The sequence below is a fragment of the Sphingomonas sp. LT1P40 genome, from assembly GCF_036663835.1.
Taxonomy (GTDB): domain Bacteria; phylum Pseudomonadota; class Alphaproteobacteria; order Sphingomonadales; family Sphingomonadaceae; genus Sphingomonas.
In genome coordinates, this window is the sequence record NZ_JAXOJT010000001.1 from 2,165,242 (window position 1) to 2,180,434 (window position 15,193).

13 protein-coding genes are annotated in these 15,193 nt (G+C 65.2%); 3 read left to right on the forward strand and 10 right to left on the reverse strand.

What is annotated here, in order from left to right; all coding sequences use genetic code 11:
* Positions 1-9 precede the first annotated feature (9 nt).
* The 10 genes from rhmD to U1702_RS10775 form a co-directional block, all read right to left on the reverse strand.
* Positions 10-1,215: an L-rhamnonate dehydratase gene (rhmD, locus tag U1702_RS10730; protein WP_332724242.1), complete on the reverse strand. Its 1,206-nt coding sequence runs from the start codon at positions 1,213-1,215 to the stop codon at positions 10-12.
* Positions 1,212-2,594 carry a glycoside hydrolase family 140 protein gene (locus U1702_RS10735; RefSeq protein WP_332724244.1) on the reverse strand — a complete coding sequence of 461 codons (1,383 nt, stop codon included), beginning with the start codon at positions 2,592-2,594 and terminating at the stop codon, positions 1,212-1,214. The genes rhmD and U1702_RS10735 overlap by 4 nt, the downstream gene beginning before the upstream one ends.
* Before the next feature lie 105 nt (positions 2,595-2,699).
* A complete protein-coding gene (gene glcF / locus U1702_RS10740; protein ID WP_332724246.1) occupies positions 2,700-3,989 on the reverse strand; it encodes a glycolate oxidase subunit GlcF in 1,290 nt (429 codons plus the stop codon).
* Positions 3,989-5,080 (reverse strand): glycolate oxidase subunit GlcE, encoded by a 1,092-nt coding sequence (gene glcE, locus U1702_RS10745; RefSeq protein WP_332724248.1) that lies wholly within the window; start codon positions 5,078-5,080, stop codon positions 3,989-3,991. The genes glcF and glcE overlap by 1 nt, the downstream gene beginning before the upstream one ends.
* Complete coding sequence (locus U1702_RS10750; protein WP_332724249.1) at positions 5,080-6,561, reverse strand: FAD-linked oxidase C-terminal domain-containing protein; 1,482 nt, start codon at positions 6,559-6,561, stop codon at positions 5,080-5,082. Before U1702_RS10750 ends, glcE begins: the two co-directional genes overlap by 1 nt.
* A gap of 8 nt (positions 6,562-6,569) precedes the next feature.
* The gene (gene lra1 / locus U1702_RS10755) at positions 6,570-7,334 is read right to left on the reverse strand and encodes an L-rhamnose 1-dehydrogenase Lra1 (protein ID WP_332724251.1); all 765 of its coding nucleotides are present in this window, start codon (positions 7,332-7,334) and stop codon (positions 6,570-6,572) included.
* Positions 7,331-8,470, reverse strand: a complete 1,140-nt coding sequence (lldD, locus tag U1702_RS10760) for an FMN-dependent L-lactate dehydrogenase LldD (RefSeq protein WP_332724252.1) — start codon at positions 8,468-8,470, stop codon at positions 7,331-7,333. The genes lra1 and lldD overlap by 4 nt, the downstream gene beginning before the upstream one ends.
* A complete protein-coding gene (locus tag U1702_RS10765) occupies positions 8,467-9,810 on the reverse strand; it encodes a pectate lyase family protein (RefSeq protein ID WP_332724254.1) in 1,344 nt (447 codons plus the stop codon). Before U1702_RS10765 ends, lldD begins: the two co-directional genes overlap by 4 nt.
* Entirely contained in the window at positions 9,810-10,790 is a 981-nt protein-coding gene (locus tag U1702_RS10770) for a sugar phosphate isomerase/epimerase family protein (protein ID WP_332724256.1), read from the reverse strand. The genes U1702_RS10765 and U1702_RS10770 overlap by 1 nt, the downstream gene beginning before the upstream one ends.
* 31 nt (positions 10,791-10,821) lie before the next feature.
* The gene (locus U1702_RS10775) at positions 10,822-11,607 is read right to left on the reverse strand and encodes a DeoR/GlpR family DNA-binding transcription regulator (protein ID WP_332724257.1); all 786 of its coding nucleotides are present in this window, start codon (positions 11,605-11,607) and stop codon (positions 10,822-10,824) included.
* Positions 11,608-11,918: 311 nt separating this feature from the next.
* Here U1702_RS10775 and U1702_RS10780 point away from each other — a divergent pair, with 311 nt between their 5' ends.
* Genes U1702_RS10780 through U1702_RS10790 form a run of 3 tightly spaced genes read left to right on the forward strand, consistent with a single transcriptional unit; the run spans position 11,919 to position 15,159 of the window.
* On the forward strand, positions 11,919-12,707 hold the full coding sequence (locus tag U1702_RS10780) for a transketolase (RefSeq protein ID WP_332724259.1): 789 nt from the start codon (positions 11,919-11,921) through the stop codon (positions 12,705-12,707).
* The gene (locus tag U1702_RS10785) at positions 12,704-13,669 is read left to right on the forward strand and encodes a transketolase family protein (RefSeq protein WP_332724260.1); all 966 of its coding nucleotides are present in this window, start codon (positions 12,704-12,706) and stop codon (positions 13,667-13,669) included. The genes U1702_RS10780 and U1702_RS10785 overlap by 4 nt, the downstream gene beginning before the upstream one ends.
* A complete protein-coding gene (locus tag U1702_RS10790; protein WP_332724262.1) occupies positions 13,669-15,159 on the forward strand; it encodes an FGGY family carbohydrate kinase in 1,491 nt (496 codons plus the stop codon). The genes U1702_RS10785 and U1702_RS10790 overlap by 1 nt, the downstream gene beginning before the upstream one ends.
* Positions 15,160-15,193 lie beyond the last annotated feature (34 nt).

Consider the following 15,193-nt stretch of genomic DNA (forward strand, 5'->3'; position numbering starts at 1 on the left):
TCGTCTCTCTCAGTTCGAATAGGGTCGGTGGAGCGTGATCTCACGGTTGAGTTCGACGCCGAAACCGGGTTTGTCGAGTTCGGATGCGCGAATTTTGCCATTCACCGGCACCGGCTCGCCCAGCAATTGCGGGGCGAACATCGGCACCACTTCACTGGGGCCGGGGTGCATCATCAGGAACTCGGCGAACGGCGAATTGTGGCGCGTGACCACAAAGTGATAGCTGTAAACGGATGAGCCGTGCGGCACCATCATCACGCCGCGACTGTCGGCATAATTGGCGATCTTCATCAGCTCGGTCACGCCGCCGCACCAGCCGACATCGGGCTGGATGATGTCGCAGCAATCCATGTCCATCAACATGCGGAAGCCCCAGCGCGTCGCTTCATGCTCGCCGGTGGTGACCAGCAACCCCTTTGGCGCATTCTTCTTGAGCGCTGCATAACCCCAATAATCGTCGGGCGAGAGCGCTTCCTCGATCCATTTCAGCCCGCATTCGTCCCATGCGCGATGCGCGAGGCGGGTGGCATAATCGAGGTCGAGGCTCATCCAGCAATCGAGCATCAGCCAGAAATCGTCGCCGCATTTGGCGCGCATGTCGGCGAGGTTCTCGATATTCTTCTGGAGGCCTTCGAGCCCCTCCGCCGGGCCATGATGCAGCGGCAGCTTGCCGCCGATAAACCCCATCTCCTTGGCCAGATCGGGTCGCGCGCCGGTCGCATAGAATTGCAGCTCGTCGCGCACCGCGCCGCCCAGCATGTGATAGACCGGCTCGCCGCGCAGCTTGCCCAGCAAGTCCCAGATCGCCAGATCGACGCCAGAAATGGCGTTGATGACCAGCCCCTTGCGCCCGTAATATTGGGTCGAGAAATACATCTGGTCCCAGATCTTCTCATACTCCGCCGGGCTGCGGCCGATCAGGAAGCGCGACAGATGCTTCTCGACGATGAAGCAGGCCGGCTCGCCACCGGTGGTCACTGCAAAGCCGATCGTGCCGTCTTCGGCTTCGAGTTCGACCACCAGCGTGCCCAGCACGTTGATGCCAAAGCTCTGGCGCGACTGGCGATACTCCGGATAGCGCGCCATCGGCGTCGCGATATGATCGTCGATCCAGTGCCCCGCGCGCTGATCGTGATAATCCGCCCCGCCGCCGCGCACCGTATAGGCGCGGACATATTTGATCTTCGACAGCCCCACGAACTTCCCCTCGCTCATTTCGCCACCCCGTCGAGAACCAGCACCCAGTCATTGCCGGGCTTCGTCGCCCCTGGCGGATCGAAGCGTCGCTCGCCGCGATTGGCGAACACGCCCGCTGGCGTCGAACTGCCGTCGCGTGGTGAGAACCACGACGCGCGCACCTGCCGCCCCGAAATCGCCCCCAGCTTCATCGTGAACGGCGCACCGGTGTATGAGTACGCATAGGCATAGCCGCGCCCCCGGCTCGCCAGCACGCGATCGTAGCGCACGCCGTTGCCAACGATCATCGCCTGATCCGGCACCCGCTCCAGCATCGGTCGCGATTCGATCAGCGTGCGCAGATGCCGCATCTGATCCGCGCCCAACGCGCCGGGTGCCGCCAGCGCCTTGTCCCAATGCAGGGTCGGCTCGAAATTCGCGTCCTTCGATCCGGTCACGAACATCTGCATGACGTTGTTCTCGCCATAGGTGTGGCCGAACGCGCCAGCCATCACTGCCCACCAGCCATAACGCCGCACATCGTCCGCACCCCAGCGCGGCTGGTTCGCCTCGTGCAGCCCGTGCGGGATATTCTCGTAGCTCGGCTCACCGTCGATCGTCGGCTTGGGCGGCACGCGCGCCAGATCCTGCGCGACATAGCGCCAGTTGTCCTCGCCGATCGCGTTCGCGCCTTCCTGCGCGTAGGAACGATGCCCCGACTGGAACATGTTGAAGTCCAGCCACGGCGCATCATGCCATTGCCACGACGATGTCGTCCGCCCGATCGGATGAAACGTCATCAACTGCTTCGGCGCGGTCTTCTTGATCGTAACGCCAAGCTTGTCCCACACGGCATTGCGCATTTCGGATCGCGTATCGCCACCGTTCAGCCAGATGATGTTGGTTTTCTTGCCGTAGCGCTCGGCCATGAAGCGGCCATAGCTTTCGACATTCTTCTCGTTCAGCTGGCGCTCCATCGCCAGATCGCCCCAGGCAGGCACCATCGCGACGTAAATGCCATGCGCCGCAGCACGCTCGACCACCCAGTCCAGATGATCCCAATAATCATATTCCCCGGCCTTGGCCGGATCGCGTCCCGGCGTCGTGCGTGGCCGCCCCGGATCGCCTTCGATCAGCGCGGGCGCGTCATAGCGGTTGGTCATCTTGTTGGTGTGCAGCACCATCACCTGCACGACGTTGAATCCCTGCCGCTTGCGCGTGGTCAGATAGTGTTCGGTTTCGTCGCGGTTCAGGCGGCTAAGCAATAGCCAGGCGGTATCACCCATCCAGAAGAACGGCTTGCCGCCTGCTTCGAGGTAGCGCTGGTTGGCCGATACCGTCAGCGGCGTCGTCTGGGCCAGCGCCGGGCTGGCCATCAGCGCGGCCAGCGTCGCCAGCATGATCGAACGGGCTTTCATCCCGGCACTCTCCCGAACCCACCGTGACCGGCGCGTATGTCATGGAATCGGGCTGCAACCGCACCCCGTCACGGCGGTCAATATAAATATTATAGTACTAATTGGTCAAGCCAGTTGAGCGCTCATTCCGGTCGGTGCAGGACCACCCGTCGCCCAGTCGAGCAGCTCGACCAGATGCACCACCGGCGTTTCCCCGAACCGTGCGATCTGCATTGCACAGCCGATGTTGCCGGTGGCAATCACATCCGCCTGCAACCGCGCCAGATTTCCCGCTTTCCGAGCACCCAATTGCCCGGCAATCTCTGGCTGCAGGATGTTGTACGTCCCCGCCGATCCACAACACAGATGCGCCTCGACCGGCGTCCGCACGACATAGCCCGCCGCCGCCAGCAGGCGCTTCGGTGCCTCGGTCACCTTCTGCCCGTGCTGCAAAGAACACGCCGCGTGATAGGCGACGGTCAGCCCGCGCCCATCCCCGCGCGGAAGATCGGCGCAGATCAACAGCTCGGAAATATCCTTCGCCAGCGCCGATACCCGCGCCGCCTTCGCCGCATAATCCGGGTCATTGCGCAGCATGAAGCCATAGTCCTTGATCGTCGTCCCGCACCCGGACGCGGTCACCACGATCGCGGCGAGCCCATCGCCCTCGATCTCCCGCATCCACGCATCGACATTACGCCGCGCCGCATCCAGGCTGTCGCCCTCCCGCCCCATATGATGCACCAGCGCGCCGCAACAGCCTTCGCCCGCCGCGAACACCGCGTCGTAACCCGCGCGGTTCAACAACCGCACCGCCGCCGCGCGATATTCGGGTTTCAGCACCGGCTCCGCGCAACCCTGCAACAGCGCGACCCGCCCCTTCGCGCCCGGCACGATCGCGCTGGTCGCATCCGCCTTTGCGGCCACCCGATCCGGTGCCATCGCCAGCATGGCCGCCAGAGGTTTCACCCGCGCAAACAGCGGCGCGAACGGTCGCCCCAGCCTCGCCAGCCGCAATGTCGCACGAAACCGCGCCGGATGAGGCAGCACCGCCGCCAACACGCTGCGGATCAACCGCTCATGCCACGGCCGCTCGTAATGCTCGGCGATATACGCCCGGGCGTGATCGACCAGATGCATGTAATCCACGCCTGACGGACAGGTCGTCGTACAGGCCAGGCACGACAGACAGCGATCGATATGCTTCACCGTCTCCGGCCCCGGCTGGCGCTCATTCTCCAGCATGTCCTTAATGAGGTAGATGCGCCCGCGCGGGCTATCAAGCTCGTCGCCCAGCAGCACATAGGTCGGGCAGGTCGCGGTGCAGAACCCGCAATGCACGCAGTCGCGGATCGCGCTTTCGGATGCCGCCATCGCCGGATCGGCCAGCTGCTTGGAGGTGAAGTTCGTCCGCATCAAAAGCGTCCAATCTCGAACACGCCATCGGGATCGAACGCCCGCCGCACCCGCGCCTCCAGCGCCGCTAGCGGCCCCGGTTGCGGGTGCAGCGCAGGCACCCGCGCCCGCACATCCGCATCCGCCCGGAACAGCATCGCATGACCCCCCGCCGCTTCCGCCGCCGCGCGCACGGTCGCCGGATCGGCCTCGCTCGCCAGCCAGATCAACCCGCCGGCCCAGTCGAACAGCCAGTCCGTATCGGGCAACACCGCGACCACATCCGGCGCACGCCCCGGCGCGACGATCAGCCGCCATAACGGACGCGCGGCGTCCAGCGGCGCGGCAAAGCGAACCGCATCCCACAATCCGGCATCATCGACCGCCTCAAACCCCGCCAACATCGCCGCCCGCGCCGCCACCGAAGCCGGAAACCCGTCCAGCCGCACCGCCGTCACCGCGCCGCCATCCCAGTTCGGCAAATGCGCCGCCGCCGACACTTCCGCCGCCGATCCCATCGCCCCCGCCATCGCCGCGACCGCTCCCCGCGCATCCAGCCCGCGCATCACCAGTGTCCGCGACATCACCGGACGCGGCAGCACCTTCAGCGTCACTTCGGTCAGCGCCACCAGCCGCCCCCAGCTTCCCGTCACCAGCTTGGGCAAGTCGTAACCGGTGACGTTCTTAACCACCTTCGCCCCCGCTACGAACTTCTCGCCTCGCCCCGACACCGCTGTAAACCCCAGCAAATGATCGCGCGCACCGCCCCGCGACAGCCGCGCCGGTCCCGCCACGCCCGCCGCAATCACGCCACCAATCGTCGCACCCCCAGCATTCCCCAGCATCGCCCCATGATCGAACGGATCGAACGCGAGCATCTGCCCCTCGCCCGCGACCAGCGCCTGCACCTCGGCCAGCGGCGTCCCCGCCCCCACCGTCAGCACCAGCTCCGGCGGGTCGTAATCCACCACTCCCGCAAAGCCGCGCATATCGACCACCGTCGCCTCAGTCGGCGCACCAACCACATCCTTGGTCCCGCCGCCCCGCAGCCGCAGCTTCCCGCCCGCCGCGACGATCTCACAGAATTCTCCGATGGAATCAGGCCGCAACATCAAAATCGCGGCAGTTCGGGAAACGGCACTTTGCCACCATGCACGTGCACCCGCCCGAGTTCGGCACAGCGGTGCAACTCGGGAAACATCTTCCCCGGATTCATCAGCAATTCCGGGTCGAACGCGCGTTTCACCCGCTGTTGCTGCGCTAGGTCAACGGGTGAAAACATCACCGGCATCAGGTCGCGTTTCTCGACCCCCACGCCATGCTCACCGGTCAGCACCCCGCCGACCTCGACGCACACCCGCAAGATGTCCGCCCCGAACGCCTCCGCCGCGTCCAGCTCCCCCGGCTTGTTCGCATCATACAAAATCAGCGGATGCAGATTGCCATCGCCGGCATGAAACACGTTGATGACGCCCAGCCCGTACTGTTCGGACAGCGCCTTCATCCGCGTCAGTACCTCGGGCAATCGCCGTCGCGGGATCGTGCCGTCCATGCAGTAATAATCGGGCGACAGCCGCCCCGCCGCCGGAAACGCCGCCTTGCGCCCGGCCCAGAATGCCACGCGCTCGCTCTCGTCCGCCGACGCCCGCACCGACACCGCGCCATGCGCCAGCGCGATCGCCTCGACCTCGCCGACCAGAAACCCGCATTCGGCATCCGGCCCGTCCAGCTCGACGATCAGCAACGCCTCGACATCCAGCGGATAGCCGACCTTCACAAACGCTTCGGCGGCGTGGACGGCGGCGCGATCCATCATCTCCATCCCCGCCGGAATGATCCCCGCGCCGATCACCGCCGCCACGCAAACGCCCGCGCTCTCGACACTGGGAAAGCCGATCAGCAGCGCTTTCGCGGTTTGCGGGCGCGGCAAAATCCGCACCGTCACTTCCGTCACCACGCCCAGCAGCCCTTCGGAGCCGACGACCACGCCCAGCAAGTCCAGGCCCGCCGGGTCCAGCCCGCGCCCGCCAAGGCGCAACACCTCCCCCTCGATCGTCACCAGCTCGACGCCCAGCACATTGTTGGTGGTGAGGCCGTATTTCAGGCAATGAACCCCGCCCGAATTCTCTGCGACATTGCCGCCGATGGTGCACGCAATCTGGCTCGACGGATCGGGCGCATAGTAAAATCCGGCATCCTCCACCGCGCGTGTGATCGCCAGATTGGTCACCCCCGGCTGCACCACCGCCACGCGATCGGCATAGTCGATGTCGATCACGCGATTGAACTTCGCCATCCCCAGCAGCACGCCGTCGGCCAGTGGCAGTGCCCCGCCGGACAGCGACGTGCCCGCCCCGCGCGGCACGACCTTCACCCGATTGGCATGGCACCAGCGCAGCACCGCCGCGACCTGTTCCACCGTCTCCGGCAACACCACCACCAGCGGGATTTGCGCATAGGCGGTCAGCGCATCGCTCTCCCACGGGCGCAGCGACTCCAGATCGTCGACCACCCCCTCACCCGGCACGATTGCGCGCATCGCCGCCACGATCTCCGTCCGCCGCGACAATGTCGCGGCGTCGGGGACGGGCATGGTCAGGCTCACTGCAAATTCACGAACGCGCCGCCATCGACCAGCAGTGCTGCACCGGTGACATAGGCCGCCATGTCAGACGCGAGGAAAATGATCGGCCCCGCCAGATCCTCGCCCTCGCCCAGCCGCCCCAGCGGAATGCGCGCGGTCATGCGGTCGCGCTTGTCCGGGTCGGCCAGATCGTCCTTGTTGATCTCGGTCAGGATCGTGCCCGGCAACACTGAATTGCACCGAATGCCATGCTTGCCCAGCGCGATGGCGGCGGATTGCATCAGCGAATGCACGCCCGCCTTGGTCGGTGTGTAGTGCGTCTGAAACTCGCCGCCGACCAAAGCCGAGATCGACGAGACCGCGACGATCGCGCCGCCCTCACCTTGGCGAACCATCTGGTTCGCCGCCGCCTGCACCATATAATAGGCACCGTGGAGGTTCACGCGAAACGTGCGGTCTACCGTCTCGACCGGTATGTCCAGAAACGCGTGGAACGGGCAGATACCGGCATTCGACACCATCACATCGACGCGTCCGAATGCCGCGACCGCCTGTCCCACGAAATCGCTCGCCGTCTCTGGCAAAGCGACATCGCCTTTCACCGCCAGCCCGCGCTGCCCCAGCGCCTCGATCTCGGCGATGCACGATGCCGCCTTGTCGTCGCTCGACGCATAGTTGATCGCGACGTTCGCGCCGTGCTGCGCCGCGCCGATCGCCGCCGCCCGGCCGATCCCGGTCGAACCACCAGTGACCAGCACGGTCTTGCCTTCGAGCAATTTCATTTAACGTCCTCAGCCAGGATCGACCGGTCGATCGCGTCGATATTGTTGACGCCGGTCAGCGTCATTGCGACGTGCATTTCGCGCGCGATCAAATCGAGCAGTTTCGCGACACCGGCTTCACCCGATGTCGCCAGCGCATAGAGCCACGCGCGGCCCAGCAGCACGCCCTTTGCACCCAGCGCGAGCATCCGCACCACGTCCAGCCCGTTGCGCACCCCGCCATCGACCAGCACCGTCAGCTGGTCGCCCACCGCATCGGCGATACCGGGCAGCGCGCGCGCGCTCGACAGAACGCCATCCAGCTGACGGCCGCCATGGTTCGACACGACGATGCCGTCAGCGCCGATCGCGGCGGCTTCGCGTGCGTCATCAGGGTCGAGGATGCCTTTCAGGATCAACGGTCCGCCCCATTCGGCGCGGATCCATTCGAGGTCCTTCCACTGGATCGACGCGTCGAAATTCTTGCCGAGCCAGCCCATGTAATCGTTGAGCCCGCTGTTATTGCCCAGCACCGGCTTGAGGTTGCCCAGAGTATGCGGCCGCCCATGCAGCCCGACATCCCATGCCCAGCGCGGGTGAGTGACGGCCTGCAGCATGCGCTTCAGCGGGCCGTTTCTCCCGGACATGCCCGAATGCGCATCGCGATACCGCGCGCCGGGGACGGCCATGTCGACGGTAAACACCATCGCTTCGGCACCCGATGACTTGGCAGTGGCGATCAGATCCTTCATGAAGCCGCGGTCGCGGAGCACATAGAGCTGGAACCAGAAAGGGTCGGCAGCCTGGGCGACATCCGGGATCGAACAGATTGACACGGTCGACAGGCACAGCGGGATGCCCCGCGACCGGGCCGCACGTGCCGCCTGCAACTCGCCGCGCCGCGCATACATGCCGCTGATGCCGACGGGACCGAGCACGACAGGCAGCTTCACGTCGCGGCCGAACAGGGTGGTCGACAGGTCGACCGACGCGACGTCCTTGAGCACCCGCTGGCGCAGCGCGATGCTGGACAGATCGCTTATGTTGCGGCGCAGTGTCTCTTCGGCATAGGCACCGCCATCGGCATAATCGAACAGGAAGCGCGGCAGCCGCCGCCGCGCGGCTTCGCGGAAATCATTGGCGGACGAGATGATCACGCAGGCCCTTTCCCGGCAGCAAGCTCATTCAAATACTCTTCCAGATTGCTATAGCCATCCTTGTCGCGATCGGCCGCTCCGTCGGCCCGCGCCGGGTCCAGCCCGCGCGCGCGTTCCCACGCATCGGGCATGCCGTCATCGTCGCTATCGACCGGCGCGGTCCCGGACCGCAGCACCGGCCAGCCACCATCCTGTCCCTCGTTATCGATGATCCGCCCGGTCTTGTTGCGCACCCCGGCAACCACCTTCAAATCCACCGCATCGCGCACCAGCGACGCACCCGCTCCGGCCAACACCCGCGCATAAGCGCGCGGTGCCGGATCGCTCGCGACCGCACCGACATCCAGCGGTGCCGCAAGCCAGTAACCGGTTGGGATATTGCCCCGCACCAGCGTCTTCTGATCCGCCGGGATCACCCCGTTCATGCTGTTGCCCGACCACCAGGCGCGCGCCAGCTGGTTCTGCTCCTCGAACGCCACATCACCCTTGCTGTCCGGCCCGGCGATGTAGCTATTGTCGATGAAATTATACTGGTTGTGCGTCGAAACATCGAAGTTATAGCCCGCCCGCTCGCGGCCCCAATTGTAGAAGATGTTGGAGCGGAACTCCATCATCGGTCCCTTGTCGTCCTCCGACGGCAGCGAGTAATTGCCCGGTCGTGGCATCCGGTCGAGATGATTGGCCCACAGATTATGGTGCCAGCTCATCTTCGCCCCGCGCGCGCCGCGCACCAGACTGCCAAAGCCATGCTCGCCCTTGTCATGGTTCGATTTGCGCAGCGAATTGGCAATAATCGACCATTGCACGGTCAGGTCCCACACCCCGTCGCCCGGCTTGTCGTAATGCGCCGATGCCGACAGCGTCTCGTCGATCGACCAGCTGGTGGAAACATGGTCGAGGATGATCCGCCGCCCTTTGGTCACCGTGATCGCGTCCTGCTGCGTCCGCGAAGCCGCGCCCAGCCGCGCGCGGATGTAACGCACCACCACATCGTTCGCGGCGATGTTGAGCGAGCGGTCGCGGATCGTAATGCCGTCGCCCGGTGCTGTCTGCCCGGCGATGGTCAGCCGCCCGTTGGTGACGACGATATCGGACTTCAGCGCGATCGTGCCGGAGACGTTGAACACCACCGTGCGCGGCCGCTCCGCCTCCAGCGCGGCACGCAAACTGCCAGGGCCAGCGTCGTTCAGATTGGTGACCGCAATCACCCGCCCGCCGCGCCCACCCTCGGAGAAACGCCCCGCGCCCTCCGCTCCGGGAAAGGCCGGAATCTTCGGGGTCTCGCTTTGCGCAAGCGCCTGGGCGGCGCTGGCGAGCAGAAGGGCGCTGACCAGCCGCATCAGAAGGACGAGAACAGCGCGTCGCGCGCCAGCCGCAGCGCGGTCACCGCATCGTGCCGATCCTGCGCCGCCTGCATCGCCTCGAAATCCAGCTTGTCGAGCGCGCGCTCAATCCCCTTCAGGAAGCTGATCGCGCCATTGGCGACGTCCAGCGAATCCTCGCGGAACGGGAACTGGTCGAGCTGCCACACCCCCTCCCACTTGTTCTTGCGCAGCGTGTAAAAGAATTCGAACAGCTCGATCGGGTGGACCGACCCCGCCATCAGATCGTCGTCCCAGCTGCGGAAATTGTCGTTCACATCCATGCCGAACAACCGGCCATGGTCGATCGCCAGCTGCGCCGAATCCGCCGGACTTTCGCCGCCATAGAGCGCGTGACCGAAATCGAGCAGGATGCCCACGTTAGGGAGCCCCATGCGCTCGATCCCCAGCAACGTGCGCGACACGCTGTCATAGCTCATATGGCAACGCGGCTCGCGCGGCTTGTATTCTATCACGAATTTCAAATCGGGGTTCTGGCTGGCCAGTTCGCCAATCCCCTCGACGCTCTGCTGCCACAATTTGCGGTGATCGACCTGAAACGGATAGTCCCAGCCATCCTGCCCCGGCCATAATTTGACGTAATCCGCGCCGAACCGCCGCACGACATTCGCGGCGTCGTTGCACATCTCGTTCGCCAGCCGCCGAATGCCGGGATCGGGGTTGGTGAACGCGCCCTTGGCGAACTGTCGCGTGTAAATCTCAGGTGTGATGCCGATCACGGACAAATTGTTGCGCTTCAGCGCTTCCTCGACCGTGTCGAGCGACAGGCTGGAATCGACGAACGGATAGTTGATGTCGACCACTGACAGATGCTCGACCTGTCCGGCCAGATCGATCATCTCGACCAAGGTGCGCGGCGGGCCATAGCCATCGGTCGCATAGCGATCGACATAGGTTGCGAAATGCCAGATTCCCGCGCCGTATTTCTGCTCGCTCACGTTTCAATCCTCGTCCAATTGCTTCGGAAATTCAGGCGATCATCACCTCGACGCCGACCGCCTCGATCGCGGCGCGATCCGCATCACGGATGCCGTCGTCGGTGACCAGCACATGGACCATGTCGATCCCGCCCAGTGCCGAGAAGGAACGCGCGCCGATCTTGCTCGAATCCGCGACCAAGATGACGCGCTCTGCCGCCTCGATCATCGCCTGTTTCACCGGAATGTCGGACAGCGCCGGATAGGTCAGCCCCGCCTCCAGATCGATCGCCGCCGTCGCCAGGAACAGCTTCTGCACGAACAGCCCACGGAAATAATCGGCGGAACGCTCGCCCGACAGCGACAATGTCGGTGCCTTGAAGTGCCCGCCGGTCATGTGAACGTCGAACCCCGGCTCCGCGCCCAGCATCAGCGCGATATTCAGCGCGTTGGTAATGACGGTCATGTCGTGCCGCCCGACCAGCTGCGCCGCCACCTCGGTCGTGGTCGATCCCGAATCGAGGATGATGGTCTCGCCATCGCCGACCAATGCCGCCGCTGCGCGCCCGATGCGCTGCTTGGCATCCATATTCTCCAGATGCTGCAACGCCATCGCCCGCACCTGCTGCGTCACCGATTTCAGGAAGGCACCGCCATGCTCGCGCACGATATGGCCGTCGGCCTCCATCTTCTCCAGGTCCTGGCGCATCGTCACTTCGGACACGTCGAACGCCTCGGCGAGCGTGCGGACGCGTGCGCTGCCTTCTTCCTGAAGCCACTCCAGAATCTTCGCGCGGCGCGCTTCGCCGAGCAGTCGGGATCGTGACCCGCCGCTCATGCGCCGTGCCCGATATGCTGGAACTGAAGGATGCCCGTCGCCATTACCGCTCCCATCCGCATCCAGCCTCGTGACCAGCGCGATTTGCGCATTGGGTAACGGAAACTTTCGCATTCTGTCAATTTTTTTGCATTGCGGCATTTCAAACGAAAGCAATCGTAAGCAAATGGCTTGTGTTTGTTTCGACTCACGGTTATTCCCTGCAGCAGGAGAGGAAAATAATGGCACATCCGGGAACGCTTCGGTCCGCCGACGCGCACCTTCATACGTTGGAAAGCCGCGCTTCGCACGTTCGTGCACGTGCGAACTGGATGCGCCGTCGCCTCCTCAAGATGATCGTCGATGCCGGACAGGGCCACCCCGGTGGCGACCTTTCGTCCGCCGACATCGTCGCTGCCCTCTATTTCGACATTCTTCGTATCGACGGGTCCTCCCCTACCGCCCCGGACCGCGACCGTTTCGTATTGAGCAAAGGTCATTGCACCGGCGCACTTTACACGGCGCTGGCCGGGGCGGGTTTCTTTCCGGAGGCCGAACTCGATAGCTATCTCAAGCCAGAATCGCGGCTCAACGGTCACCCCAACCGGAAATACCTGCCCGGCATCGAAACCAATACCGGCCCGCTCGGCCATGGGCTGCCAGTCGCGGTCGGCATCGCCGTCGCGGGGCAGATCGACAATGCCGATTATCGCGTTTTCGTGGTCACTGGCGATGGCGAGTTGCAGGAAGGCAGCATGTGGGAAGCGGCGATGTTCGCCGGTCACCGCGGTCTCGGCAACCTGACCGTCATCGTCGATCGCAACCGCCTGCAACAGGGCGCGGGGACCGAGGATACCAACGGGCTTGAACCGCTCGCCGACAAATGGCGCGCATTCGGCTGGGACGTCGTCGGCGTCAACGGCCACGACCACGCGGCCTTGCTCGTCGCATTCGACGCCGCAGCCGAACCGCGCAGCAAGCCCCGCGTCATCATCGCCGACACGATCAAGGGTCGCGGCGTCAGCTTCATGGAGAATCAGGCTGGCTGGCATCACGGCGTCCCGAATGCCGATCAATATGCACAGGCGCTGAGCGAACTCGAAGCGGAACTGAAATCGTGAAGGACGTCACCGCCCCCGCCCAAGGTCCTGCAATGTTCGATTGCCGCGACGCCTATGTCCGCACAGTTGAGGAACTCGCCGCCAACGACGACCGCATCGTCGCCGTGGTCAATGATTCGGTCGGCTCGTCCAAGCTTGGCAAATTCCGCGACCGTTTTCCCACGCGCCTGGTCAATGTCGGCATCGCCGAACAGAATATGGTCGGCGTCGGCGCGGGCCTTGCGAACGGCGGCAAGATTCCGTTCGTCAGTGGTGCCGGCTGCTTCCTCACCGCCCGTGCGATGGAGCAGATCAAGGTCGATTGCGCCTATGCCGAAGCCAATGTGAAGTTGTGCGGCATCTCGTCCGGCGTCGCTTATGGCGAACTGGGTGCCACGCATCACAGCATCGAGGATGTCGCATGGCTGCGCGCCATCGACAAGCTGACCGTGATCGTGCCCTCGGACCCGTGGGAGACTGCTGAGGCGATCAAGGCCGCCGCAGCATTCGACGGCCCGGTCTATATCAAGATCAGCCGCATGCCGGTGCCTGAACTGGCACGCGCAAACCCGGCGTTCAAGATCGGCAAGGGCGAAGTCCTGCGCGACGGCGGCGACATCGCCATCATCGCCAACGGCACATTGGTCCACCGCGCGCTTGCCGCCGCCGAAGCGCTGGCGGAGGAAGGGATCGCTGCGCGCGTCATCAACATGGCAACCGTCTCGCCGATTGACACCGATATCATCGCCGCCGCCGCCGCGACCGGCGCGATCGTCACTGCCGAAGAGGGCCTCGCCGCTGGTGGCCTTGGCGGTGCGGTTGCGGAGTACTGCGCGCAGCACGCCCCGACACGGATGCGCATGATCGGCTTTCCCGGCTTCCTGCCGACCGGTTCGGCGAAGTGGCTGATGGAGCATTTCGGCCTGTCCGCCGACGGCATCGCCGCGGCCGCGCGCGACCTGCTGGGCGCACGGGGCAACTGATGACCGGCCCCGTCATCCTTGCCCTCGATCAGGGGACGACGAATACCAAGGCGCTGCTGGTCGCGCCTGACGGATCGGTGCTGGCGTCGCGTTCGCGCGCGATGCAGGTCAGCTATCCGCAGCCGGGCTGGGCCGAACAATCCGCGTCCGATATTTGGGAAGCGGTCGCGGCCCTCATCGCCGAACTGGTCGCCGCCGCCCCCGATGTAACAGTCGCCGCACTAGCCATCTCGAACCAGCGCGAAACCGTCATTCTTTGGGAAACCGCCACAGGTCGCCCGCTCGCCCCCGCCGTGATCTGGCAGTGCCAGCGCTCCGCCGATCGCTGCGCCGCGCTCCGCGCCGCCGGTCATGCGGACGAAATCGCCGCGCGTTCCGGCCTCGGCATCGACCCGCTCTTCCCCGCCGCGAAAATCGCCTGGCTGCTCGACTCGATCCCCGGCGCGCGTGACCGCGCAGCGGCGGGCGAAATCAAATGCGGCACGGTCGATAGCTGGCTGCTGTGGAACCTCACTGGCGGCACGGTCCACGCAACCGACCACAGCAATGCCTCCCGCACGCAGCTGTTCAACCTCGACACGCTCGATTGGGACGGCGAACTCGCACGCATCTTCGATGTGCCGCTGAACATCCTGCCGCGCATCGCACCGTCCGACGGCGGTTTCGGCACCGTCGCCCCCGGCCTTACCGCATTACCCGCAGGCACCCCGGTGCAAGTGATGCTCGGCGACAGCCACGCCGCCCTGTTCGCGCACGGCATCGACGCACCGGGCCGCGCCAAGGCGACGATCGGCACCGGCAGTTCGCTGATGGCCGCCACCGCCGCCCGCGTCCATTCCTCGCACGGCCTGTCCGGCACGATCGCCTGGAGCCGCGGCGATGGCACCGTCCAGCACGCGCTTGAAGGAAACATCTCCGTCTCCGGCCACGCCGCCGCCTTCGCCACCACACTGCTTGGTCTCGCTGACGAGGAAGCGCTGACCGCCCTCGCCACCAGCGTCGAAACCAGCGACGGCGTCGTGTTCGTCCCCGCGCTCGCCGGTCTCGGCGCACCGCACTGGCAGACGGCGGCACGCGGCACGATCTCGGGCATGACGCTCGCCACCCGCCCCGCGCATGTCGCCCGCGCTACGCTGGAGGCAATCGCACTCCAGATCGGCGACGTGCTCGACGCGATCGAGGCCGATCTGGGCATCGCCCTGCCCGAATTGTCGATCGACGGCGGCGCGGCGCGCAACCCGCTGCTCGCGCAACTGCTCGCCGATCTGCTGCGCCGAGGCATCGTCCGCCCTGCAATCGCGGAGGCCAGTGCACTCGGCGTCGCCCGGCTCGCGGCACAGGCACTCGGCATCGCTGAACCCGGCACCGGCGCATCGCCCGACCGGTTCGAGCCGCGCCTTTCAGCGGAGCGGCGTGACGCCGTCCGCGCCCGCTGGCGACACGCCGTCGCCACCGTAATCGCCAGCGCAGAGGCCACCGAAACCGGCTGAAACACACGACATCAAACGATCAAGAGGCGGCAAA